Below are 24,582 nucleotides of genomic sequence, written 5' to 3'. Positions count from 1 at the left end.
ACCCTCTACCCTTTGGCGATCGCCTGAACAGCACAGGCTTTTACGAATGGACACAACAATACTGCATTTGCCTGCCCCGCGCAGCCTGGCTAGCGGAAATCTCGGCCGCGGATATCCAGCCCGTGGAGCATGGTGCTGACATCGGCCATGTGCCCGGCAATGACATGGCGCACGCCGTCCTTGTGCTCGAAGCGACCCTTGACCTGCATCATCTGCGACCCCACCAGCACGCGCCGCTGACGCTCGGCCAGGTCACGCCAGACCACCACGTTGATCATGCCGAACTCGTCTTCCAGGGTGACGAAGGTCACCCCGGTGGCGGTCGACGGTCGCTGGCGGCCCGTGACCAACCCCGCCACGGTGACCGGACGACCGTGGGCCAGGCTCTGCAGATCCTGGGAGCTGCGGCAGCGTAACGCCTGCAGGCGCTCGCGGAGCATGGCCAGCGGGTGAGGCCCCAGGGTGGTGCCGAGGCTGGCGTAGTCGGCATACAGGTCCTCGCCGACACTGGGTACCGGCAAGGCCACGCTCGCCTCGCGAGCAGTCGGTACATCGGCAAACAGGGGCAACTGCTGCTCGACACTGGCCACGTCCCAGCGCGCCTGGTGGCGGTGACCCACCAGGCCAAGCAAGGCGTTGGCGTCGGCCAGCTGTTCCAGCGCGCGGTTGTCCAGCCCACAGCGGCGGGCCAGATCGGTCACGTCCAGAAACGGCCCGGCCAGGCGAGCCTGCTGCACCGCACGCCCGGCCTCTTCGCGCAGCCCCTTGACCATGCGCAACCCCAGGCGCACAGCGGGTTGCCCGGTGGTGCGGGATTCGAGGCTGCAGTCCCAGTCGCTGTGGCAGACATCCACGGCCAGGATCTGCAGATGATGGCGACGTGCATCCTGCAGGATCTGGTCGGGACTGTAGAAGCCCATGGGCCAGCTGTTGATCAAGGCGCAGGCAAAGGCCGCAGGTTCATGGCACTTGAGCCAGCAACTGGCATAGGTCAACAGGGCGAAGCTGGCGGCATGGGATTCGGGAAAGCCGTAGCTGCCAAAGCCCTTGATCTGCTCGAAGATGCGTTCGGCGAACTCGCGGGTGTAACCGTTTTTCAGCATGCCTTCGGTGAGCCTGATCTGGTGGGGTTCCAACCCGCCATGGCGCTTCCAGGCGGCCATGGAGCGCCGCAGTTGGTCGGCCTCGCCGGGGGTGTAGCCAGCGGCGACGATGGCCAGTTCCATCACCTGTTCCTGGAACAGGGGCACGCCCAATGTCCGCTCGAAAACCTTTTTGAGGGCTTCAGAGGGGTAACTGACCTTCTCCTGACCATTGCGCCGACGCAGGTACGGGTGAACCATGTCGCCAACGATGGGGCCCGGTCGGACGATGGCCACTTCGATGACCAGATCGTAGAACGTGCGAGGTTGCAGGCGCGGAAGCATCGCCATCTGAGCTCGGGATTCGATCTGGAAGACACCGATGGTGTCGGCCCGGCTGATCATCGCGTAGGTCTGCGGGCACTCCTTGGGCAAGGTCGAAAGGGTCAGATCAAGGCCCCGGTAGCCGCGCACCAGGTCGAAACAGCGACGAATCGCGCTGAGCATGCCCAGCGCCAGAATGTCGACCTTCAACAGGCCCACGGCATCCAGGTCATCCTTGTCCCACTGGATCACCGTACGCTCCGCCATGGCGGCGTTCTCGACCGGTACCAGGGTGTGCAAAGGATGCTCGGAAATCACGAAGCCGCCGGGATGCTGGGACAGGTGACGAGGGAAACCGATCAGTTGCTCGGTCAGTGCCATGACGCGCTTGAGCACCGGGCTTTCGATGTCGAATCCGGCCTCGACCAATCGCTCGACCGGGGGCAGGTGGTCGCTCCAGCGGCCGAAGCAATCGGCCAATGCGGTGATCTGGTCCGGTGGCAGGCCCAGCGCCCGGGCAACGTCGCGTACCGCGCCGGGGCCCCGGTAGCTGCTGGCGACGGCGGTCAGCGCGGCGCGGTCGCGACCGTAGCGACGAAAAACGTACTGCAGGACTTCCTCGCGCCGCTCGTGCTCGAAATCGACGTCGATGTCCGGCGGCTCGTTGCGTTCCTTGGAGATGAAGCGCTCGAACAGCATGTGCGTGTCGCGCGGGTCCAGCTCGGTGATGCCCAGGGCGAAACAGACCACCGAGTTGGCCGCCGAACCGCGCCCTTGGCAAAGGATGTGCTGCTCGCGAGCAAACCGCACGATGTCATGGACAGTCAGAAAGTAGCTTTCATAGCCCAGCTCGATGATCAGTTGCAGTTCCTTGTCGAGCAAGGCCTGAACCTCGGCGGTCACCCCCGATGGCCAACGCCAGCGCGCACCCTCGGCGCTCAGATGGCGCAGCCAGGAGCCTGCGTCATGGCCCTGGGGCACCAACTCATGGGGATACTGATAGCGCAGCTGGCCCAGGTCGAAATGGCAGCGCCGGGCTATGTGCAGGGTTTCCTCGAGGAGCGCGGCCGGATAGAGGTCGATCAGTTGCGGCAACCCGCGCAGATGCCGCTCGCCGTTGGCGAACAACACATGCCCGGCCTCGGCCACGGGTACGTGATGGCGGATCGCGGTCATCGTGTCCTGCAAGGCGCGCCGCCCACGGGCGTGCATGTGCACGTCGCCGCAGGCCACCGCTGGCAGGCCCAGCGTCGCTGCCAGATGGAGCAAGCCGCGCAGGCGTCGCTGATCATCCGCGCCGCAGTGCAATTGCACGGCCAGCCACAGGCGGCCGGCAAAACGTCCTTTGAGCCAATGACCGTGGGCCAGTTCATGAGGCTCATCGGCTATCCACAACGCCAGCAGTCCTTCGCGTTCGATCTCGTCGAGGTCCTCGCGCAGCAGACGATACCGGCCTTTGTCGGCACGTCGGCGGGCCAGGGTAATCAAGCGACACAGGGCTTGATAACCGCCCAGATCCTGCGCCAGCAACACCAGCTTGGGCCCGTTTTCGATGCGCATCTCACTGCCCACGATCAGCGTCATCCCGTGAGCCTGGGCCGCTTGCCAGGCACGCACGATACCGGCCAGGGTGCACTCGTCGGTGATCGCCAATGCTTCATAACCCAAGGCCGCCGCCTTGGCGAACAGCTCCTGGGCGCTGGAAGCGCCGCGCTGGAAGCTGAAGTTGGAGAGGCAGTGCAACTCGGCATAGCCCTGGCTCATGCGAACCAGCCTTGCAACAGCAACGCCGTGTCATCGCCCACCGAGCGGTAGGCCCAACCGCGCCGGCCTGTCGAGGTTTCGACCAGATAGTAATCACGGCGCACATCGCCACCGTCCCACCAGCCCGATTCGATGCGCTCAGGCCCGGCCAGCACGCGCAAGCCATGGGCGGGCAAGGGTTCGGCCTGCTCCAGCAACCATCCCGGTCGCTGTGCGCCGAGATCCAGGGTAGCCGGCATCCACGGGCCGTCGTTGCGCCAGGCCCGCTCCGGGCGATGGTCGGCATGGGCGCGCAGATCCTGCAGGGCATCGTCGCCCAGGCGTGCGCGCAAGCGTTCGCGCAACTGCTCCCAAGGCTGGGTCTGTTGCGGCCGCTGATCGAACAACTCCTTGCAGGCGGGCACGAAGCGCGGCAGGTCGAGCGCGCTCAAACGTACGACCTGCACGGGCCGTGGCACCTGCAGATGCTCGAAGCGACCGCGGGCCAGCTCGAACAGCAGGGCCGCGTCCCGCTCGGCCGCGAGCAGGCCCACCTCGACCCGCGTGTCTTCGCCGTCAGCATGCTTGAGGTGCAGGGTAAAACGCTGCACCCCCACGTCCCGCCCCGCCAGGTACACCGCCAGGTCGTTGATCAGGCGTCGCAGGGGAAACAGCAGGGCCTGGTTCGACTCCACATCGAAATTGAGCTCGATGCGTTGGTCGAATACGTCCGCAGGAATGAAGAATTCCAGCGCCAGGGGGCGATGCCCCAGAAGTGTGTCGAGATGGCTGAGCACCTGGGCTGGGAAGCGCCTGGCCAGTTGTGCCCTGGGCAAGGACAAGACCTCACCCAGGTGACGCATGCCCATGCGCTTGAGCGCCGTGGCGTCATCGGCAGCCAGCCCCACCCGTTCCACCGGCAGGCGCTGAAGGGCATCGACCAGGGCATCCGGGTCTTCGACGCCGAAACCGTCATAAGCATTGGCCAGCATCCGCGCCGCAGCCGGATTGGGTGCCAAGGTAATTCGATGGCGGAAACCCAGTGCGTTCAGTTCATCGCGCAAGCGCGCTTCGAATTGCGGCCATGGCCCGAACAGGCCCATGGTCGATTGCACCTCCAGTAGCAACACACGTGGATAGTGCACGCTGACCTGGGAGCTGAACCGATAGGCCCACGCCGCCAGAAAGCCTTGCCAGTGCTCGATCTGCGCCGGATCGTAGGGCGCGGTGGCAAAATCGCGGCTGAGCATGTAGGCGGCGGTGAGCGACTGCCCCGGTTTGAGACCCAAGGCCCGCGCCGCCGGGTTCACCGCCTGCAGCACTCGCCGCTGCACCGGGCCGGTGACCAGGACTAGCGGCTGCTGCGGATCGTCGCGCTGGCGCAGCACGGCATCGAGGGCCAGTTGCGGCAGCAGAATGCAGGCCCACAGCATGGCAATCTCAAGCGTAACTGACGAAGGTGACGGGCATCGCAGGGGGTATCCCGCCGCGACATTTGAGAATCTGCACTTGCCCGGCAGGCCCCTGCAGCGACAGCCGCAGGGCAGCAGGCGACGGGTTGTGCGCCGCCTGCTGCCCGCGCAAGGCGAAGGCCAGGGTTTCGCCGGTTTCGGCGGCTACCTGCAGGCGTCGCAAGGCCTTGTCGTCGGGGTTCTGCGGCCAGCAGAGCACGGCTGCGCAACTGCCGGAACGCAAACACTGCTCGGCAGCCCACAAGGCATCCCGGCCTTGCGCTTGCAGCACGCTCAGGTGTTGCAGGCGCACACCGGCCGCCATCCAGGCATGGGGGTAGGGAATGAACGGGGGTGCTATCAACACGATTCGTTCACCGGCCTGGCTCAAACGCGCCAAGGTCGGCCAGAGCAACTGCAATTCGCCACAGCCGTTGGCGGCCAGCAGGATTTCACTGAGCGCTGCCGGTGGCCAACCCCCGCTGGGCAGCACGGCGTCGAGGGCGGCATGCCCGGTCGGCTGCGCGCCGCTGGGGCTGGACTCCTGGCGACCGCGCCAGACGCGACGTTGGTCGATCAGCCCTTCCAGGCTGACCACGGCGCCCATCACTGCCCTGCCCTCAGGGTCAGGCAGCGTGGGAAAAAAACTTCGGTGAGTGGGAGTGATCTGTTCATGGGTGCATTTTTACTACTGTATGCATGAACAGTAAAGCGTCTATTTTCACTTCATGCCATCGGGGGGGCGAACGGTCCCGATCACTCCGGCGTGGGCACCAGCAATTTGCGCAATGGAAAGCGCGAAGCGCCGCTCCAGCCCAGGAATTCCTGTTCGACCATGGGCCGTGCGAAATAGAAGCCCTGGGCCTCATCGCAGCCCAAGGCGCGGATCACCTGCATGCACTTGAAGGTTTCGACGCCTTCGGCAACCGTTCGGTAGCCCAGTTTGCGGGCCAGTTCCAGCACCGCCTGGACGATCAACTGATGCCGCGGGCTGTGTTCCAGGCCAGTGATCATCGACTTGTCCAGCTTCACCACGTTGGCCGGGATCTCGTGCAGGTAGGAAAAATTGCTGTAGCCGGTGCCGAAATCATCGATCGCCACATCCACCCCCAGGTCACGAATGGCCGCCAGCTGGCTGAGCACTTGTGGATTGGAGCGCAACCACTCCCCTTCGGTGATCTCCACTTCCAGGCGTTCTGGGTCGATACCATGGGTACGGCAGGCATTGCTGATGACCTGAGGGATGTCGTGGCCGTCGAAATCCAGCGCCGAGAGGTTCACCGAAAGCCGGGTCAGAAGCGTGGCCGGCCATTGGGCGAGCTTGGCCAATGCCGCGTCGATCACCCAGCGCGTTACGCTGTGGATCAGCGCGTTTCTTTCCAGCACCGGAATGAATTCGTCGGGCAAGACCAGGCCCAGGCGTGGGTGCTCCCAGCGCAGCAAGGCTTCGGCGCTGACCTGGTCACCCTCGCGCAGCGCGAAGCGTGGCTGGAACACCAGGCGCAGCTGGCCCTCACGCATGGCCTGGGTAACGTCGGAAGCCAACTTGAAAGACCGGCGGTAAGCGTTGTCCCGCACCGGGTCGTACCATGCCCACGGCTGGCCTGCGAGCAGGGCCAGTTCAGCGGCGTACATGGCCTTGCGCAGGGCATCGCGGACCGCTTCGAAGTTGATCACGAAGGGCGCAACACCCGCGCGGACGCTGGGACGAACCGGCATGCCTTCGATCTGGGTGGTGCAGCGCAGGGCGTGTACCAGAATGTCGAGGTAGCCGCTGACATCGCCTTGCTGCGCATTCAGTACGAAGGCAAAGCGCTTGCGGCCGATGTGATACACCCTCCCCTGGCCTGCCCGCAGACGCACCAGACGGCGTGCAATGCAGCACAGCAGGTTCTCGAACGGGACCATGCCCAAGGCCAGGGTCATGTCGTGGGCCCAGGCGGTGTCCATGGCATCGATCAGCACCAGGTAGCGCGACTCATCCGGGTGCTGGAGCAACAGGTGCCCCAGGTCAGTCAGGAACTGCCGGCGATCAGGCAACGAGGTAAGCCGATCGCTCGAGACGAACGCCTGAGCAGCGGCATGGACACTATCCGACATCACACTTTCCCGCGAATGACAGGCTCGAGCTTCCTGCGAGAGACTGGCCAGTTGTTCAGAGGGTATTTACTGAGGGAGTAGCCATCAAAGAGCGGCTCTTTAGGTGGTGGCAAAATAACATCGCACTAAATAATTGCCAAGCCCCATCCGCCCAGTAGCACGCGGTTGACATAGGAATGCCGGACGAGGCTGCTACACTGCGGCAAACCCTGGGATGGAATGGACGATTCATGCTTGAAGCCTTGCTGTTCGACCTCGATGGCACTCTGACCGAAACCGACGCCTTGCACCTGCTCGCCGTCCAGCAATTGCTGGGCGAGGAAGGCCGCGACTTCACCCATGAAGAGTTCCAGTTGCACGCCAGTGGCCGGGCCAACGCCGACATGTGCCAGTACCTGTTTCCGGATCGCTCGGTGGCCGAGCATGAAGCCTTTGCCGATCGCAAGGAAGCACGCTTTCGCGACCTCGCCCCGCAATTGACGCCTATCGCCGGGCTGCTGCGCCTGCTCGACCATGCCGAGCGCGAAGGCTTGGGCATGGTCGTGGTGACCAACGCTCCGCGCGCCAATGCCGAGCACATGCTCGACGCCCTGGGCCTGGCCGAGCGCCTGCCGCAGGTGGTGGTCGCCGAAGAGCTGGAGCGCGCCAAACCCGATCCACTGCCCTACCTGACCGGTTTGCAACGTTTGGGTGCCCGGGCCGATGCTGGCATCGCTTTCGAGGACTCGGTGCCAGGCGTGACGGCCGCAGTCGCGGCCGGTCTGTTCACCGTCGCGCTGTCGACCAGCCAATCCCCGCAGACCCTCAGATCCGCCGGCGCCAATCTGGTGATCGAATCCTACGAGGATGAAAACCTCTGGATTCATATCGACAAAATGCGCCAAGGCCAATAACCAGCTGCGCCCCGCCTGTAGCAGCGGCGCAAGCCGCGTCGGCGATCTATGCGGTATTCCCGATACAACCCGGTCATGTCCATCCACCGCGCCGAACCATTCGCGGGTAGAACCCGCTCCCACAGGATCCCCTGTAGCAGCGGCGCGAGCCGCGTCGGCGATCTATGCGGTATTCCTGATACAACCCAGTCATGTCCATATACCGCGCCGAACCATTCGCGGGTAGAACCCGCTCCCACAGGATCCCCTGTAGCAGCGGCGCAAGCCGCGTCGGCGGTCTATGCGGTATTCCTGATACAACCCGGTCATGTCCATGTACCGCGCCGAACCATTCGCGGGTAGAACCCGCTCCCACAGGGGGTGCTGCTACGCGGGATCGTGGAGCAGGAAATTGCCGGGGCGTTGGGGGGTGTCATTGTCGATCTCGGGTACCAGCGCTTCATCCTTCAGGTGTACACCCGACAGCTGCCGCTTGTGCGCTTCGCGCATCAGGTACTGCAGCTTGTGCGCGGCCGTGGCGTAGCTCAGCCCTTGCAGGCGCACATTGGAAATGCAATTGCGCGCAGCATCGTTCAACCCCACCCGCGGTGCATAGGTGAAATACAGCCCCAGGCTGTCGGGCGAGCTCAGGCCGGGCCGTTCGCCAATCAGCAGCACCACCATGCGCGCGCCCAACGCCTGAGCGACTTCATCGGCCACCGCCACCCGGCCCTGCTCCACCAGGCAGATCGGCGCCAGGCTCCAGCCCTCGTCAGCGGCAATCTGCTCGATGCGCTCGAGCATGGGCAGCGCATGCCGATGCACCGCCAACGCGGAGAGACCATCGGCGATCACCAGCGCCAGGTCGAAACCGGTCGCATGCTTGTTGGCATAAGTACGCAAGGTCTGCAGCGACGCATCGTCCAGGCGCCGCCCCAGATCCGGACGTTGCAGATAGACATGCCGATCACCCGCCGCGCTGTGCAGGCTCAGGCTCTCGGGACGGGCCTGTACCAGCGCAGCCTGGTCGAACGGCAGGTGAACCGCATCGCGGGCTTGCGCATGGGCGTACTGAAAGTCCAATTGGGCACTGCTGGGCAAACTGGTGCCGGCTCGTCCCAAGGCAATGCGCGCCGGTGTCAGTGCACGCAACGCATGCCAGGGATCACCTTGTGTCAGCGTCTTATCGTTCATGAGTTACTTTCCACCCCATCGCTATGACCAGACGAAACCGGCGCTTCAACCCAGCCGCCCCAGTGCTTTGCCGAACAACGGTGGCACGCCGCTGCCCAGACGCAGCTGGCCATCCTTCTGCTGCAGAATGTCCATGCGCGCCAGCCATTCCTCGAATTCGGGCGCCGGGCGCAGGCCCAGGGTCTTGCGCGCGTACAAGGCGTCGTGAAAGGACGTGGTCTGGTAGTTCAGCATGACGTCATCGGAGCCCGGAATGCCCATGATGAAATTGATCCCCGCAACACCCAGCAGGGTCAGCAACATGTCCATGTCATCCTGATCGGCCTCGGCATGATTGGTGTAGCAGATGTCGCAGCCCATCGGCACACCCATCAGCTTGCCGCAGAAATGATCCTCGAGACCGGCGCGGATGATCTGCTTGCCGTTGTACAAATACTCCGGCCCGATGAACCCCACCACCGTATTGACCAGAAAAGGGTCGAACCGACGCGCCACGGCATAGGCCCGCGCTTCACAGGTCTGCTGGTCCACGCCATGGTGGGCATTGGCCGACAATGCACTGCCCTGGCCTGTCTCGAAGTACATCAGGTTGTTACCGACTGTCCCGCGGCGCAAGCTGAGACCCGCTTCGTAGCCTTCCTGCAACACCGCCAGGCTGACGCCGAAACTGCTGTTCGCCGCCTGCGTACCGGCGATGGACTGGAACACCAGGTCCAGAGGCACGCCACGTTCGATCGCCGCGATCGAGGACGTGACATGGGTCAGTACGCACGACTGGGTCGGGATTCCGTAGTGCTCGATAACGCCATCGAGCATCTTCAACAGCTCGCTGATGGCGCTCAAGCTGTCGCTGGCCGGATTGATGCCGATCATGGCATCGCCGTTGCCGTACAGCAGGCCATCCAGCACGCTGGCGGCAATGCCAGCCGGATCGTCGGTGGGGTGGTTGGGCTGCAACCGTGTCGACATGCGCCCACGCAGCCCGACCGTGTTGCGAAAGCGCGTGACCACGCGGATCTTCTGCGCCACCAGGACCAGGTCCTGCACGCGCATGATCTTCGAGACCGCCGCGGCCATCTCCGGCGTGATGCCTGGCGCCAACGCACGCAGGCTGGTTTCGCTGGCCGCATCGCCCAGCAGCCAATCGCGGAAGCCGCCCACGGTCAAATGGCTGACCGCAGCGAAAGCCTGCGCATCATGGGTGTCGACGATCAGCCGAGTGACTTCGTCTTCTTCATAAGGTATCAGCGCCTCGTCCAGAAAGCGTTTGAGCGGCACCTCGGCCAGCGCCATCTGCGCCGCCGCCCGCTCGGCATCGCTGCCGGCGGCGATCTCGGCCAGGTAATCGCCGGAGCGTGCCGGACTGGCCTTGGCCATCAACTGCCGGAGGCTGTCGAAACGCCAGGTCTGCCCGCCGATGCTGTGCACGAAACTCATGCTGCCCTCCTCACTCGCTGGCCAGTACGGGATGACGATCGCCGCGGCTGCGCACGAAGACGCAGAACAGCGAGCCAAGGGCCATCAGGCCGATGAAGATCCCGCAGATCATGGCATTGAACCACACCATCGCCACCAGACACACCAGCGCCAGCAGCAGAGCAATGGCCGGCACCAGCGGATAGCCGGGGGCGCGGAAGGAACGCTCCAGCTGGGGCTCGCTGCGACGCAGTTTGAACAGGCTGAGCATGCTCATGATGTACATGACGATGGCGCCGAACACGGCCATGGTGATCATCGCTGCGGTCAGCGTCAGGCCTTGGAGATTGACCAAGCCATCGCTGAAGATCGCCGCGATGCCCACTACGCCACCGGCGAGGATGGCGCGATGCGGCGTCTGGAAACGCGACAGCTTGGCCAGGCTTGCGGGCAAAAAGCCGGCCCGTGCCAGCGCGAAGAACTGCCGCGAATAGCCCAGGATGATGCCGTGGAAACTGGCGACCAGTCCGAACAGGCCGATCCACACCAGCATGTGCATCCAGTTGGAGTTCTCGCCCACTACCCCTTTCATGGCCTGCGGCAGCGGGTCGTTGATGTTGGCCAGAGCGCGCCAGTCACCCACGCCACCGGCGAAGATCATCACGCTGATGGCCAGGGTCACCAGGGTCAGGATGCCGGCGATGTAGGCCCGGGGAATGGTGCGCTTGGGATCCTTGGCCTCCTCGGCGGCCATGGCCGCACCTTCGATGGCCAGGAAGAACCAGATGGCGAAGGGAATCGCCGCAAACATGCCGCTCAAGGCACCCAGGCTGAACGTGTCCGCCCCGGCCCACCCGCCCAGGGCGAAATTGCTGAAACTAAACGCTGGCGCCACCACGCCCATGAACACCAACAGTTCGAACACGGCGAGGATGGTCACCACCAGCTCGAATGTCGCGGCGATGCTCACGCCGACGATGTTCAGGCTCATGAACACACAATAGGCCCCCACTGCCGCCCACTTGGGGTCGAGCCCTGGAAACTGCACATTGAGGTAGGCGCCGATGGCCATGGCGATGGCAGGCGGGGCGAACACGAATTCGATCAGCGTGGCCAGCCCGGCGATCATTCCACCGGTGGGACCGAACGCACGCAGGCTATAGGCAAAGGGCCCGCCCGCGTTGGGGATGGCGGTGGTCAGTTCGGTGAAGCTGAAAATGAAGCAGGTGTACATCACGGCGACCATCAGCGTCGTGCAGAGGAAACCCAAGGTGCCGGCACTGCCCCAGCCATAGCTCCAGCCAAAGTACTCACCGGAGATCACCAGGCCAACGGCGATGCCCCACAGGTGCAGGGTGCCCAGCGTGGGTTTGAGTTGCGAAACGGTCATGGGTGTGCCCTCGAAGGTGGAGATGAGCAAAGGAGCGTTCCTGCAGGTAACCATAGGCGCCCAATGGCGATCTGGCGCCGTGAATATGAAAGCTGCCTTGCCATCGACTTCATCGATAGCGCGCCAAGTTGAAGCACACCTTTTTGTCCGATGCCTCAATCGCGGGCACTCAATGGCAGCACTTTTTCACGGCATGTGGCTGAACACACAGGAACGCCGTTTCCTTGAACCCTGTGTTTGAACGATTCTCGGAAACAGTTCTTTGAAACATCTGCACACATCAAGCCAGCTCATGGCAGAGGTGTGTTCAACGCTGCCCCGCATTGCGCGTGAGCGGCGAACCGATAGCCACGATGATGGTCGCAGACAGGGAGCGACGTGCTCGGCCGGCGAGTTGCAGAACCATGTTTCGCTTATTGCGCAGTTGTTTGACCGTAGCGTTGCTGGCCAGCGTGGTGGGCTGTTCGCTGTTGCCCCAGCGTGATCCGGTGTCGATCAGCGTGGTGGGTATCGAGCCTTTGCCGGCGCAGGAGCTGGAACTGCGCTTCGCCATCAAGCTGCGACTGCAGAACCCCAACGAAACGCCGATCGAGTACGACGGCGTGGCAGTGAATCTGGACGTCAACGGCCGTCCGCTGGCCAGCGGCGTCAGCAGTCAGCACGGCCGTATCGAGCGGTATTCGGAGGACGTGCTGGTGGTGCCGGTCAGCGTGTCCGCACTGACCGCATTGCGCCAGGCGGTGGGCCTGAACCCGGCGCAGAGCTTGAACGGCTTGCCCTACCGCCTGCACGGCAAGCTTGCCGGGGGGCTGTTCGGGACGGTGCGCTTCAGCGACAGCGGTACCTTGAGTCTACCGTCCGCAACGGGCTACTGAGTGCGGATGCGGTCGCGGACCGAGCAATCCTTGGGATGCACCACGCTGGGTGAATCAGCGTGCCGCCGCCATCAGCTTGTTCACTTCGGCGCGGACCATGTTGGCGTATTCGGGGGGGGACATGCCGTCCAGCTCGCCCCGCACCCATTCGGCCCAGCGCCCTTTGCGCTTGGCCTTTTCGCCGATGAGACGCGCGGCCTCGGCTTTGGCCTTGCCTAGGTTGGCTTGCCACAGCTCATAGAGACGGGCTTTTTCATCCTCGATCATGGCGCGCTCGGCCAGCGAGCGATTGGCGAGATTGAAGCTCATTGCAGGTACCTGTCAGCAGAAAAAACAGGCGACATCTTACACGCCTATACATGAAAATCTGTAGGAACAGACGCCGTGCCCAAGCCCTTCATGCAACTTTCCAGGGCGCTGGGACTCCATCTTGCACTGCCTTAATAAACACTAGGAGTTAGTGAAATGGCCCGTAAATCAGGTGCTCAATCGGCCGAGGATCAAATCAAGGATCAAGTCTTCAGCGAACTGTTGGCGCTGATCGAAGAGTCAGAAAAAATGCTTAGGGACAGCGCCTCTCTGGGAAGCAACGAGGCCGACACCGTGCGCGCGCAGGTCAACTCCAAACTCGAACATGTGTCCTATTCCCTTGCCGGGCTGCGTGAACGCGCCAAACCGGTGGTCGAGGCCACGCAGACCTACATCGGTGGCCATCCGTGGCAGACCGTGGCCGCATCGGCGACCTGTGGCTTGCTGCTCGGCCTGTTGCTGGGCCGTCGTAACTGATTCACCTCCGCTCCGGGCCGCCGATCGCTGCGGCCCTCTTGTGCCCTGGCTTCACTCCCCCGCCAACGCCCGCAGTCTTTCCAGTTCTTGCACCGGCATCGAAATACCTTGTGTGTGCGATAACGCCCGCTGACGATAGCGTCTGTCACCCGACAACCGTGTCTGCCCTGCCTCGTGCATGCGCTCGACCAGCTCGCGGCTACGCACGGCAAAATCCCGACCAGCGCTCTTGCTGGGGTCGATGACAATGATCAGTTGCCCGGTCCAGGGCGTTTGTGCGCCGGGGTGTCGCTTCCAGTCGAACTCGAAGGAAAAATTCCCGCCAGTGAGCGCTGCCGCCAGCAGCTCGACCATCATCGACAAGGCCGAGCCCTTGTGTCCGCCAAACGGCAGCAGCGCGCCACCCTCGAGGATCGCCGCCGGATCGGTCGTGGGCTGCCCGTGCTTGTCGACACCGGTACCCACGGGCACCGAATGGCCGGCCCGCGCCGCGATCTGCACGTCCCCGTGGGCCAGCGCACTGGTGGCCATGTCGAAGACCAGGGGGTCCTTGCCCGCACAAGGCGCCGCGAACGCTATGGGATTGGTGCCGAACAACGGCTTGTTACCGCCGTGGGGGACGACGCAGGTCATGCTGTTGACCACGCTCAGAGCGACCAGGCCTTCGGCGGCGAAGGGTTCGACATCCGGCCAGAGCGCAGCGAAGTGGTGCGAGTTGCGGATGGCCAGGACAGCGATGCCCGCCTCGCGCGCCTTGGTCACCAATAGCCCTCGCGCAGCGGCCAACGCCGGCTGCGCAAAGCCCCCAGCGGCATCCACCGCGACATAACCGCTTGCCACATCCTCGACCACCGGGCGCGCCTTGCCGTCCACCCAGCCGCTGGCCAAGGTAGAGAGGTAACCGGGTATGCGGAATGTGCCATGACTGTGGGCACCGTCGCGTTGGGCGGTTGCACAGTTGCGGGCGAGAATGTCGGCGACCTCGACCGAGGTGCCATGACGCAGGAAGATCTGACGCAGCAGCTGCGTCAGATCGGAGAAGGACAACGATTGCGAGGCGTCGCTAGCAGGCATCATGAGCTTCCTGGCGTGAACGGAACAGAGTCCTAGTACGCCATACCCACCTGCTTCAGGACAAGCCCGCTCGAATCAGTCCTTCTGGTCGCGCAGCACGTTGCCCGATACGCCGTCGATGCGGAACTCGTAAGTCACGCCATCAGCTTTGAGACCTTCGCCTTCCCAGTAGCCATCATTGTCGGCTTCGATCTTGGTGACCTGGGTATAGCCTTTGGACTTTGCGGTTTCGATGGCTTTCTCGATGGTGATCCAACCCGCACCCGGCTTGTCGGCCAGCGCCAGGCCGGCAGTCATCAAGGCGGAAGTTGCAACTACGGCAGTCAAAGTCTTCTTGAACATGGGGCACTCCATAACAGTGATTGGTGTGTGCTGCACTGTATTGGAGCGTCACGCTGAAAAATTAGTTCACGGCCGCTTGACCTTGCGACGCATCACGCCGTTGATCACAACCACGAGCACGGCAATGCCCATGGCAATGTATTGAAAGACTTTTTCAGTGATCACCCCCTGGGTCTGCAGGTAGGACAGGCCGAGCATTGCCAGCAGCACCAGCAGGGCAATCAGCAAGGAATACTTGATACGTTGAGCTTGGGTCATCTAAAGGTCCTGACAGGGGTGTTGGCCGACCTGGGTATCCGGCCTCACACCTTTGCGTGGATTGCACATGAACCGAAGTCAGCTCTGTGCGTGGAAAATCGCATTTTACAACGCCTGGACGCAACAGGGGATGGCGTTCAAGAACCGGATCACGGGCCATGGCGATGCGGCCTCGTAGTCAACGTTTCCGACGTAGCTGTCGGAACCTACCTACACCCAGAGACCCCTTGACTCCTAGAGCCCCAAAGGCGCCTGGACAAGAATGGCTGCCGGCCGGATGGGCCATTTGCTGCCACAAGGAAGTCACCATGAACACCCAACAGCTTCAGCAGATCGACGTCGAGCAACTCCCCCACTCATTACAGGTACTGATCGACTGCATCGGCGTCGAGCAAGCTTATCGACTGACGCAACTGTATGGCGGGCGCCCGCGCTACATTCCCAAGCACCCGCAACGCACCAGCCTGAGCGAACAGCTCGAAGCCGAAACGGTGGCCGCGTTGATCCAGCGCTTCGCCGGCATGGCGTTGGAAATCCCCAAGTCCGATCATTTTCTGCGGCAGTGGCGCAACCAGCAGATTCACCACGAAACGCTCAACGGCACCTCACGCAGTGTGCTGGCGCATAAATATGGCCTGAGCCAGCGCCAGATCGGCAACATTCGCCGCACCCTTGGCTAGTCGAGTATTCCCCAGGCCGATTCACGGGCCTGGGTTCACCCCTCAGAAATCGCGCTTGTAGAACAGATCCAGTGAGCTGGCCACGCCACTGGCCACTTCCAGATACAGACGTTTGCTGAGCAAATAGCGCAAGGCAATGGTATTGGCTGGCTCGAATACCCCCACGCCATAGCGCAGACTGAGTTTCTCCGACAGATTACCGCTGGCGACCACACTGGTTGCATCGCCACTGCCTTGGGTGTCGAGCTGGAAGTCCTCGATACCCAGATCGGTCGCCAGTTTGCTGGTCACCCCCGAACTGCCCATCAGGCCCAAGCCGAGCGCCGCCTGGGCGAGCATGTTGTTGTCCTCGCCGCTGTTGCCCAACGGGCGACCCAGCACCAGGTACGACAGCGCTTGCTCCTGGCTCATGGTCGGCTCCGAAAACACCTCGCTGGTAGGCTGCTCGGCGTTGCCGGTCAGGCGGATGCCGGCAATCACATCGCCGGTGGTACGGATCGCTTCGATGTCCAGGTACGGCTGGCTGATGGGCCCGGCAAACAACAGTCGTGCGCGACGTATGGTGAGGCGCTGGCCATAGGCGTTGTAGCGACCGTCGTTGAGCGCCAGTTCACCCCGAGTGTCGAGGTTGTCGCCGATGTGCACGTGACCGGCCAGATTGGCACTCAGGCCGAAGCCGTTGAAGGTGAGTTTTTCCTGGCCCACTTCCACATCGATATCGATCGCCATGGGCAAGGGTGCCTTGCCCTGCTCGGTCTGATTGCCGACGATCACCACGTCCTCGGAGAGTTTGACGGTGGACGGTGGCAGCTGGCGGACGACGATGGCCCCTTTGGGAATGAACACCTTGCCGGCCACGGCGAGCCTTTCGCCATTCATCTGGATACTCAGATCCGGTGCCGCTTCGAGCGTCGCATAGGGTTCGACGTTGATCGGCAGGCGCGTGCCCTTGAGCTGCACGTCAACGTCCAGAGCGTTGGCCCAGGCGACCGTACCGCCCAACGTTCCCTGACCCGTCTTGCCGCTTTTCCAACTGCCCTGCAGGCGCACGCTTTCACCTGCGATCAATGCCTGCAGTTGCAAGTCCTCGAGGGTGGTGGGCAGTTCCGGGCCGGCGATCTGACCGCCGCTGAGGGTGACATTGCCGTTCACTTGGGGCGCCACCAGGGAACCGGAGATCTGCCCGCTGCCATCGAGTTGGCCCTTGAGGGTTTCCACCATGGGCACGAATGGCCGGGCGATGGAAAGGTCGAGCCCGGACAGGCGGAAGCTGCCGCTGATCGGCTTGCTCTGCGCAATGGGATCGATCTGGGTGATGACCTGCAATTGTCCCAGGCGATCGCCCCGGAAGTTGAGTTCGGTATCGATCCGCTTGGGGTTCAAGCGACTGGTCAGGCGCAGTGTCTGGTAAGGAAAATCGACCCATTGGTCCTTGTTGCGCACGCGCAGGGTGCCGTTGCCAGCGTCGATCATGACCTCACCGGCCGGGCCGCTGGCAGGGACGTCAACCGCGACATCGGCGTTGAGCATGCCCTTCCAGGCGAAATCCTTCGGCAGCCACTGGGCCAGGCTGTCCAGCGGAAACTGCTTGAGGTGGTAACGCAGTCGCGGCTGCGGCGCCAGACGCTGGTCGTCGCCGCACAGGCTGGCAGATCCCGAGCGCCAGCAGTGGGCGCCGAAATTGACCTGGCCACCGGCCAGGTATTCAAGACGTGCCGGCGCCTGCAGACGCCAATCCTGGCCACCGGCCTGGACCGAACCGCTGGCCAGCCGCCCGCGCCAACTGCTTTGCGCGGTGAAGCCCTTATCGAGCGTGCCGTCCAGCGCGGTGGCCAAAGCCAGTTGCGGCCCCATGAGCGCCAATTGCAGCTGCTGCCGTTTGATATCGCCCGAGGCCTTACCGGTCAGGGTGCCCAGGTCGGTGTCACCGGCGCGGATACCGGCGGCGGTCAAATCAAGGGTGCCACGCTGGGCTTTGTCGAGGACGGCGTCCAGTGTCAGGTTCTGCAGACGGTTGCTGTCCAGTGCCAACTGACGCCCCTGCAGCGAGAGCTTGCCCTGGGGCGCCTGCAAGGTACCGGCCGCGTCGAGCTGGCCCTTGAGTTGCCCTTGCAGCCCGGGCCACAACTGGCCCAGACGGGCCAGATCGATGTTGAGTCGCGCCTGAATCTGCTGCTGCAGACTGCCTTGACCCTGGATAAGGTTGTCGCCCAGACGTACGTCGAGATTGCCCAGCGTCCAGCGCTCCCCGGCGCCCTGCGCCTTGGCCTGGAGCACCGCAGGCTGCCCGCGCAGGCGTCCCTTGAGGTCCAGGTCGGCATCCAGCTTGAGCTGTTCATTCTTGAATTCGCCGGTGCTGCGCAGCGGACCGGCGAGGCTGCCTGGCATCTGCGCGACCCAGTAGGCAGGATCGATGGCGCTCAGGTCCAGAGCCGTGTCCCAGGCAACGCCATCGGCGAACTTGACGTTCAGGTGCCCTGCTGCCTTGCCCTGCCCCGCGACCAGTTCCAGTTGCGGCAGGAACACTTGCTGCAGATCGCCGCTGAACGGCGTCACCAGGGTAAACGCACCGGCTGGGCCATCGAAGGCACCGTTGAGGTTGCCCAGGTACTTGCCGTCTCGATAGTCGATCTCGCCTTTGAAACGCCGGACTTTCACGTCCGGCTCGGCAATGACGGGGTACAGGCGGTGCCACGGGAAGTCCTGCCAATCGATAGTGGCCTTGGCCGCCAGACCTTCGTGCCAATCCACGCTGCCAGCCAGCCGCACCTGTTCCTGTGCCGTGGAGGAAATATCCAGGGTCTGAACCACTGCACCCTTGGCGTCGACCCGCGCGCCCAGCACCAACGTCATTGGTGATTGTTCCGCTGGCAGACTGGCGTGGCCATCGATGGCATAGCCAGCCTGCAGGTCGCCTTTGGCGAGCAGTTCCAGTTGATTGAATGCCAAGGTGTCGGGCAGCCCGGCGCTGGGTTTGAACGCCTCGCTGACAATGCGCAGCTGGGCCGGCAAGTGTTCGGCCAGCGGCTTCAGGGTGCCCGTTATGGCGGCCGGCAGGTAGCCGGAGCTTTGCCCGTTCAGGGTCAGCGTGTCGAGCAGATCACCTGTGGCGTTCAGGGTGACTTGCCAAGGCTTGTCGTCAACCTTGGGCAACTGTATTTGGGCATTGAGGTTCAGCGGCCATTGGCCGCCGGGGCGCAGGGTGCCGTCCAGATCCAGCACCAGGTCATCGCGTTGCAGGTGCCCGCGATCGATCTTCAGGCCATCGGCGGTCCAGTGTGCCGCCAGCTCGAAACCACTGAGCTGCTGCACGCCATCGAGTTGCAGGCTGCCGATACGCACATCGCCCAATTCTATGGCGACGGGCAACTGCAGGTTAGGCAGTGTGATGGGCCCGTCGCTGGCCGGTTCCTGGCTGGCAGGCAGTTGCACAAGAATGGCGTCGGTGTGCAGGGTGTCGATGCACAGCGTCATACGCCACAGGCAACTGGGTGACCAGGCCAGCTCGGGCGCCCGCACTTCGACACGGGTCGCGCCTTGCTGCCATATCAGCGAGTCTGCCTGCCAGTGGCTGCCCAATGTGCCCTTGAAGTTTTCCAGGGTCAGTCCGGGCACACGGGCCAGCGCCCAACGGCTGCCGGCCTGGGTTCCCAGCACTAGCGAAAGGGTCACCAGAACGATCAGCAACAGGCCAACGAGCGCAGCCAGGGTGATCAGCGCACCGCGTTTCACCGCCGGCCTCACAGTTCCGGCCCCATGGAAAAGTGCAGCCGCACGCCGCCATCGTCATCCATCGCGTGAGCTAGGTCGAGCCGGATCGGACCCACCGGCGACACCCAGCGCACGCCGACGCCGATGCCTGTCTTGAGGTCGGCGAATTTCAGGTCGTTGAACGAGTTGCCCTTGTCGATGAAGGTTGCCACGCGCCACTTTTCGGCAATCGAATATTGGTACTCGACACTGCCGGCGACCATGTAGCGTCCGCCGATGCGATCGCCATCGGAGTTCTCCGGCGACAGGGTCTGGTAGTCGTAGCCACGCACGCTCTGGTCGCCACCGGCGAAGAAACGCAACGAAGGCGGAACGGATTTGTAACCGTTGGTGGCATTGCCGCCCAACTGCACCCGGCCAAGCAAGCGGTGATTCTGTGCCACAGTGGTCAAGCCCTTGAGCATTACGTTGCCATGCAACAGGTTGGTGTCCGACAGCACCCCTTCCTTGGCCACCTGGGCATCGAACTGCACGCGGTAGCCGTTATGGGGGTCGACCTTGTTGTCGCTCTTGAGGTAGGTGTAGCTGATGCCGGGCATCAGCAAGGTACTCAGGCCGGTGTCGTCGCCGAGCCGGTATTCTTCGCGTTGCCACTTCAACGAGATGACCCGCTGCCAGCCGCTCGGCAGTTTGCTGTGCCATTCCGGGCCGAACGTGAGCAGTTTGCTCAGGCTGTCGGTGTCGGCCAGCTCTTCGTATTGATAACCGCCCGCCCATCGCAGCTTGTCGGTCAGAGGGGGATCCAGGGGAATGTCGTACCAAAGCCCAACGTTCTGCCGAGGCGCCGAAAGTTCCAGTTCCGCACCATAGCTGTGGCCTTGGGGATTGACCCAATGGCGGGTCCAGTTGGCTTTGCCGCGCGGGCCGACGTCGGTCGAATACCCCAGACCCAAGCCCATGGTCCGAGGCTTGCGGGTCGTCAGCTGGACATCGACGGGAATCACTCGCTCGCTGGCGGCAGTGGGCGCAGCATCGACCCGCACGCCTTCGAAGTAGCCACTCGATTGCAAGGCTTGATTGAGTTCGGCGATCAGTTCGGAATCGTAGGCCGTGTCTTCCTTGAACGGCACCATGCGTTGCAGGAGTTCTTCGTCGAACGGCGTGTCGCCCTGGAAGCTGACTTTACCCAGCTTGAAACGCGGGCCGCTGTTGTAGACCAACTCGACATCCGCGACGCCGGCCCGTGGGTCGACCGCCAGACGCTGCTTGCTGAAAGTGCCGCTGAAGAACCCATAGCGCGAGGCCTGGTTCTGGATCAGCTGCTTGGCATTTTCGTACTGACCGTGGTTGAGCACGGCACCCGGCGCCAGCTCGCTGCTGCGCGGGACGCGAAAGGCCTTCAAGTCGGCCGCCGGGCCTTCGACGCGCACCGTGACGTTGCGCAGATGCACAGGCTCACCCGGTTCGATGCGCAGCAGCAGGCGCGGGCTCTCGCCCGACTGCACTTCGCTGGTCACGCGTGCCTGATAATAGCCCAGTGCCTGGGCCGCCTTTTGCGCCTGCTCCTCGGCTCCCCGACTGAAGCGCAGCAGCGCCTCACCGTCACGATCACCCAAGCTGCCGATGTAGCCTTCGACGTTGCTCTTGAGTGCCGGGTTGGCAGGGTTGACGCGTACGTCGAGTACGCTTTGGGCCTGGGCCGCCATGCTTGCGACCAGCAGCGCCAGGCTGCCGGCCAATCGTCCTGAATAATTCATAGGCGAATGCTATCACGACCCGTACGTCGACTTGGACCCTGCCAGGCGTTGCCAAGGACTCTGGATCAGCCCTGTGCGTAACCGACTGTTTCAGGACTGGGGTGGAAGAACACATGCTCGACCACGGGCCCCAGGTTCACTTCCCCAATCTGGGTATAGCCCTGGCGCTGGAAGAACGCCAGGTAGCGCGGGTTGCCGGTATCCAGTACTACGCCTTCGGACGTCGGGTCCTGGGCGCACCAGTTATGCACCGCCGTCAGCAGTTGCTCCCCGAGTTCAGGGCCCTGGAAGTCCGGGTGCAGTCCCATCAGCGGCAGCACATGGACGGCATCCGAGGGGATGCATTCCTGGACGGCGTGATGGTATTCGAGATAGCGGCGCGTGCCTTCCACGCCCGTGCCCAGCATCATTCGCCACTGCCAGGCCCAGCTTTCGGTGATGCCCAGGCGACGCTGTGGTGGCGCTACCAGCGCAACACCCGCCAGGCGGTCGTCGAAGAACAAGCCCAAGGCCGGCAGGTCCTGGAGAAAATGCTGATTGACCAATTGCCGCACGGTGGAACGCACACGCCGTTCGAAGCCTGGGCGATCGGCTTCGAACAGGTAGGCGAAGGTCGGGTCGACGAGATAGGTCTGGTACAGCAGCGCACGGGTTTCACGGGCATAACCACCATCGAGCTGACGTACTTCTGCAGCGGTGGTCGAAGTCTGGGGCATCGGGTCTGTCCTTGAGGAGTGCAACGAGTAGTCAATGGACGGTCCGCGACCCCAGGGGTTCCGTACCCTGGCCAGGCAAATCGTGCGCCGATGCCGGACGCCGTACTGGTGAGCTGCGCCGCAGTCCGTTAGCATCGCCGATTTGCCAGGATTCGCGACCATGAAAATCGTCTCGTTCAACATCAACGGCTTGCGTGCCCGCCCCCATCAGCTGGCCGCCTTGATCGACAAGCACCAGCCGGATGTGATCGGTCTGCAGGAAACCAAGGTGTCGGATGAACAGTTCCCCCAGGCCGAGATCGAGGCGCTGGGGTATCACGTGCACTTCCACGGGCAGAAAGGCCATTACGGGGTGGCACTTCTGTCGCGCGCCGCGCCGTTGAGTATCGACAAAGGATTTGCCAGCGACGAGGAGGACGCACAGCGCCGCTTCATCCGCGGTACCTTCGCCGATGCCCAAGGCCAGGTCGTGACGATCATGAACGGTTATTTTCCACAGGGTGAAAGTCGCGACCACCCCACCAAATTCCCTGCCAAGCGCCGTTTCTACAGCGACCTGCAAACCCTGCTAGATACAGGGTTCAGTAACGATCAAGCGCTGGTGGTGATGGGGGACGTGAACATCTCTCCACAGGATTGCGATATCGGTATCGGGGCGGACAACGCCAAGCGCTGGCTGAAGACCGGCAAGTGCAGTTTCCTGCCCGAAGAGCGCGAATGGATCCAGCGATTGCAACAGTGGGGGCTGGTGGACAGTTTCCGTCATTTGCATCCTGAAGTGGCGGACCGGTTCAGCTGGTTCGACTACCGCAGCCGCGGCTTCGAGGACGAGCCCAAGCGGGGGTTGCGGATCGACGTGATCCTGGCGTCCCACGGGTTGCTGCCCAGGGTTCGGGCAGCGGGTATCGATTACGATTTGCGGGCGATGGAAAAACCGTCCGACCACGCGCCAATATGGTTGGAGCTGGGGCCTTTGTGACCATCCTGTAGGGATCGGCGGTGCGGCAGGACGCGGCTTGCGCCGCTGCTACAGGGGTTGTGGGGTGTTTTTCGGGTTGCGATGGTGCAGCCTGGGCCGGGCGCGGAGATTTTCTGTAGCAGCGGCGCGAGCCGCGTCGGCGGTGCGTGAGGTTGGCCTGCAGCATCGCCGTACGGCTTTTGCGGCGGGCTTATTGCGCCTGAGCCTGCTGATCGAGCTGGGCGCGCAATTCCGGCGCCAGGTTGAGGGCAGCGGCCAATTGGTCGAGCCACGCGCGCTCGCCGGCATCCTGCTGGCCCATCAACATCACACTGGCCAGGTACATCTCCGCCGCCATTGCCGGGCCATCAGCCGCGCTGGCCAACTCCTGTGCGTCCAGCGGCCGTGCCAGCTCCGCATCCAGCCACTGTTGCAACTGCGCATCCTCGGCATGCTCGGTCAACTCGGCGCGGATCGCCGCTTCCTCCTGCGCATCCACCCGGCCATCGGCCTTGGCGGCGGCAATCAGAGCACGCAGGATCGCATGACTATGCCCTTCCGCTTCCGGCTCGGACAACTGATCGACGGTGCGCAACGCCTGCTGTGGGGCATTGGCCTGTTGTTGCTGCCAGGCCTGATAGGCCTTGAAGGCCATCATCCCCAACGATGCGAGCGCGGCGTACTTGCCGGAACCGGATCGATTCCCGCCACGCCCGCCCAGCAGGCCGCCCAGCAATCCACCCAGACCGCCGAGGCCACCGGCACCTGATGCACCCCGGCCACCGCCGAGCAAACTTCCCAGCAGATCCCCAAGACCACCCTGCCCGCTCGGGGCGCCAGGCCGGTTGTTCGAGGATTGGCTGCCGCGACCGCGCAGCAGTTGTTCAAGAAGGTCACTGGTGTTCATGGCAAAGCTCTCTATGTAGTGATATGGAGTGCAACACCATAGATCATCGAGCGGCCTGGCAGGTTCAGCACAAACTGTAGGCGTAACCCTCAGAACCAGCGGTCGTTACGCTTGCGGCCACGGGTCATCATCGGCAGGATCAGGCCGGCCAGCAAACCGGCACCAGCGATACTGCCGCCGTAGACCATGTAGCTCATCATCACGTGCTTGTTTTCGTCGCCCAGCTTCGCCTGGGTGCTGCGCAGCTCGGACTGGGCATCGCTGAGCTCGGCATTGAGTGCCTTGCTGCGCGCTTCCAGCTCGTCGATCAGCGCCTTGCGCGCGTCCAGGGTTTCCTGCATGCCCTGTACGCGGTTCTTCCAGCTGTCGTCGATGGTTTGCAGCTTGCCGCTCAGATCGGCGACCTGCTGGGTCAACAAGGGAACGTGCTCGGCGGGACCTGGCGTCTGTTGCAGGTCACTGCTGGGGATCCAGACACTGGAACCACCTTCACCGCGCACTTGGCTGTAGTCACCCTGGGTAGACAGCAACTCGACCTTCTGGCCGGACTTCAAACTGCCGACGATGCGATAGCCGTCGGTAGGACCACTGCGAACGAAGGTGCTCAGGTTGTCACTGACCCAGCGGCTGTTGCCAGGAGCCTCGTCGCCATGCGCCGGGCCGACAGTGAAGAGCAGGCCAGTGAATACGCCGGTGGCCACCAGGCGGGTGCGGCTGAATACGGTAGAGAAACGTTGAAATGAGGGCATGGCGATCTTCACATGAATAAGAAAAAAGGCCCCGATGAACGGACCATTCGATAGCGGGACAACAATGTCCCAAGAGGCTGGGCCTGCACCGGAGGGCCTGTCGCTACTACCGCTACGGGTGGCTACTACTTGCGAAGGGAAGCGATGAAAAGCTCCCAAAGGGCCTATTGCCCGGCATGCCGTCGGTTCAAGCCGCC

The 24,582-nt window shown here is 63.2% G+C and carries 21 protein-coding genes; 5 read left to right on the top strand and 16 right to left on the bottom strand.

What is annotated here, in order from left to right; translation table 11 throughout:
• Positions 1 to 89: 89 nt before the first annotated feature.
• The 4 genes from QMX89_RS15040 to QMX89_RS15025 form a co-directional block, all read right to left on the bottom strand.
• Entirely contained in the window at positions 90 to 3,170 is a 3,081-nt protein-coding gene (locus tag QMX89_RS15040; RefSeq protein WP_282348801.1) for an error-prone DNA polymerase, read from the bottom strand.
• Positions 3,167 to 4,582, bottom strand: coding sequence for a DNA polymerase Y family protein (locus QMX89_RS15035; protein ID WP_282348799.1), 1,416 nt, complete (start codon positions 4,580 to 4,582; stop codon positions 3,167 to 3,169). Before QMX89_RS15035 ends, QMX89_RS15040 begins: the two co-directional genes overlap by 4 nt.
• Positions 4,583 to 4,589: 7 nt before the next feature.
• Positions 4,590 to 5,207 carry a translesion DNA synthesis-associated protein ImuA gene (imuA, locus tag QMX89_RS15030; protein WP_090358432.1) on the bottom strand — a complete coding sequence of 206 codons (618 nt, stop codon included), beginning with the start codon at positions 5,205 to 5,207 and terminating at the stop codon, positions 4,590 to 4,592.
• A 149-nt stretch (positions 5,208 to 5,356) separates the two neighbouring features.
• A complete protein-coding gene (locus QMX89_RS15025; RefSeq protein ID WP_282348797.1) occupies positions 5,357 to 6,700 on the bottom strand; it encodes a GGDEF domain-containing phosphodiesterase in 1,344 nt (447 codons plus the stop codon).
• A 230-nt stretch (positions 6,701 to 6,930) separates the two neighbouring features.
• On the opposite strand from QMX89_RS15025, the gene QMX89_RS15020 reads away from it, so the two are divergent.
• Entirely contained in the window at positions 6,931 to 7,593 is a 663-nt protein-coding gene (locus QMX89_RS15020) for an HAD-IA family hydrolase (protein ID WP_282348795.1), read from the top strand.
• Positions 7,594 to 7,959: 366 nt separating this feature from the next.
• On the opposite strand, the gene eutC is transcribed toward QMX89_RS15020, so the two are convergent.
• The 3 genes from eutC to eat are packed head-to-tail and all read right to left on the bottom strand — an operon-like array spanning position 7,960 to position 11,572.
• Positions 7,960 to 8,766 (bottom strand): ethanolamine ammonia-lyase subunit EutC, encoded by an 807-nt coding sequence (gene eutC, locus QMX89_RS15015; RefSeq protein WP_282348793.1) that lies wholly within the window; start codon positions 8,764 to 8,766, stop codon positions 7,960 to 7,962.
• A 45-nt stretch (positions 8,767 to 8,811) separates the two neighbouring features.
• Positions 8,812 to 10,203, bottom strand: coding sequence for an ethanolamine ammonia-lyase subunit EutB (locus QMX89_RS15010; protein ID WP_090358439.1), 1,392 nt, complete (start codon positions 10,201 to 10,203; stop codon positions 8,812 to 8,814).
• A 10-nt stretch (positions 10,204 to 10,213) separates the two neighbouring features.
• Positions 10,214 to 11,572, bottom strand: a complete 1,359-nt coding sequence (gene eat, locus QMX89_RS15005) for an ethanolamine permease (protein WP_134722439.1) — start codon at positions 11,570 to 11,572, stop codon at positions 10,214 to 10,216.
• 404 nt (positions 11,573 to 11,976) lie between these two features.
• On the opposite strand from eat, the gene QMX89_RS15000 reads away from it, so the two are divergent.
• Positions 11,977 to 12,447: an LEA type 2 family protein gene (locus QMX89_RS15000; protein ID WP_192000596.1), complete on the top strand. Its 471-nt coding sequence runs from the start codon at positions 11,977 to 11,979 to the stop codon at positions 12,445 to 12,447.
• 54 nt (positions 12,448 to 12,501) lie between these two features.
• Here the strand turns inward: QMX89_RS15000 and QMX89_RS14995 are convergent, their stop codons facing one another.
• On the bottom strand, positions 12,502 to 12,756 hold the full coding sequence (locus QMX89_RS14995) for a hypothetical protein (RefSeq protein ID WP_049859487.1): 255 nt from the start codon (positions 12,754 to 12,756) through the stop codon (positions 12,502 to 12,504).
• A 156-nt stretch (positions 12,757 to 12,912) separates the two neighbouring features.
• Here QMX89_RS14995 and QMX89_RS14990 point away from each other — a divergent pair, with 156 nt between their 5' ends.
• Positions 12,913 to 13,233, top strand: coding sequence for a DUF883 family protein (locus QMX89_RS14990; protein WP_049859486.1), 321 nt, complete (start codon positions 12,913 to 12,915; stop codon positions 13,231 to 13,233).
• Positions 13,234 to 13,284: 51 nt separating this feature from the next.
• Here QMX89_RS14990 and QMX89_RS14985 read toward each other — a convergent pair whose 3' ends face one another.
• From QMX89_RS14985 to QMX89_RS14975, 3 genes are all read right to left on the bottom strand, one after another.
• Positions 13,285 to 14,310 (bottom strand): Ldh family oxidoreductase, encoded by a 1,026-nt coding sequence (locus QMX89_RS14985; RefSeq protein ID WP_282348788.1) that lies wholly within the window; start codon positions 14,308 to 14,310, stop codon positions 13,285 to 13,287.
• Between the two features lie 72 nt (positions 14,311 to 14,382).
• The gene (locus tag QMX89_RS14980; RefSeq protein ID WP_049859484.1) at positions 14,383 to 14,649 is read right to left on the bottom strand and encodes a PepSY domain-containing protein; all 267 of its coding nucleotides are present in this window, start codon (positions 14,647 to 14,649) and stop codon (positions 14,383 to 14,385) included.
• 66 nt (positions 14,650 to 14,715) lie between these two features.
• Positions 14,716 to 14,907 carry a hypothetical protein gene (locus tag QMX89_RS14975; RefSeq protein ID WP_122742817.1) on the bottom strand — a complete coding sequence of 64 codons (192 nt, stop codon included), beginning with the start codon at positions 14,905 to 14,907 and terminating at the stop codon, positions 14,716 to 14,718.
• A 308-nt stretch (positions 14,908 to 15,215) separates the two neighbouring features.
• On the opposite strand from QMX89_RS14975, the gene QMX89_RS14970 reads away from it, so the two are divergent.
• Positions 15,216 to 15,587, top strand: a complete 372-nt coding sequence (locus QMX89_RS14970) for a Mor transcription activator family protein (RefSeq protein WP_282348787.1) — start codon at positions 15,216 to 15,218, stop codon at positions 15,585 to 15,587.
• Positions 15,588 to 15,629: 42 nt separating this feature from the next.
• On the opposite strand, the gene QMX89_RS14965 is transcribed toward QMX89_RS14970, so the two are convergent.
• From QMX89_RS14965 to QMX89_RS14955, 3 genes are all read right to left on the bottom strand, one after another.
• A complete protein-coding gene (locus QMX89_RS14965; protein ID WP_282348786.1) occupies positions 15,630 to 19,319 on the bottom strand; it encodes a translocation/assembly module TamB domain-containing protein in 3,690 nt (1,229 codons plus the stop codon).
• Positions 19,320 to 19,327: 8 nt separating this feature from the next.
• Positions 19,328 to 21,055: an autotransporter assembly complex family protein gene (locus QMX89_RS14960; protein WP_282348785.1), complete on the bottom strand. Its 1,728-nt coding sequence runs from the start codon at positions 21,053 to 21,055 to the stop codon at positions 19,328 to 19,330.
• A gap of 65 nt (positions 21,056 to 21,120) precedes the next feature.
• The gene (locus QMX89_RS14955) at positions 21,121 to 21,771 is read right to left on the bottom strand and encodes a GNAT family N-acetyltransferase (protein ID WP_122742813.1); all 651 of its coding nucleotides are present in this window, start codon (positions 21,769 to 21,771) and stop codon (positions 21,121 to 21,123) included.
• A 160-nt stretch (positions 21,772 to 21,931) separates the two neighbouring features.
• Between QMX89_RS14955 and xthA the strand changes: the two genes are divergently transcribed.
• On the top strand, positions 21,932 to 22,750 hold the full coding sequence (xthA, locus tag QMX89_RS14950) for an exodeoxyribonuclease III (RefSeq protein WP_122742812.1): 819 nt from the start codon (positions 21,932 to 21,934) through the stop codon (positions 22,748 to 22,750).
• A 190-nt stretch (positions 22,751 to 22,940) separates the two neighbouring features.
• On the opposite strand, the gene QMX89_RS14945 is transcribed toward xthA, so the two are convergent.
• Complete coding sequence (locus tag QMX89_RS14945) at positions 22,941 to 23,636, bottom strand: DUF533 domain-containing protein (protein WP_122742811.1); 696 nt, start codon at positions 23,634 to 23,636, stop codon at positions 22,941 to 22,943.
• A gap of 89 nt (positions 23,637 to 23,725) precedes the next feature.
• The gene (locus QMX89_RS14940) at positions 23,726 to 24,391 is read right to left on the bottom strand and encodes a TIGR04211 family SH3 domain-containing protein (protein WP_282348810.1); all 666 of its coding nucleotides are present in this window, start codon (positions 24,389 to 24,391) and stop codon (positions 23,726 to 23,728) included.
• Positions 24,392 to 24,582 lie beyond the last annotated feature (191 nt).

Source organism: Pseudomonas sp. PS01301, from assembly GCF_029960215.1.
GTDB lineage: Bacteria > Pseudomonadota > Gammaproteobacteria > Pseudomonadales > Pseudomonadaceae > Aquipseudomonas > Aquipseudomonas coleopterorum.
The sequence above is the reverse complement of the archived record's forward strand: the minus strand, read 5'-3'. Positions and strand labels throughout refer to the sequence as shown.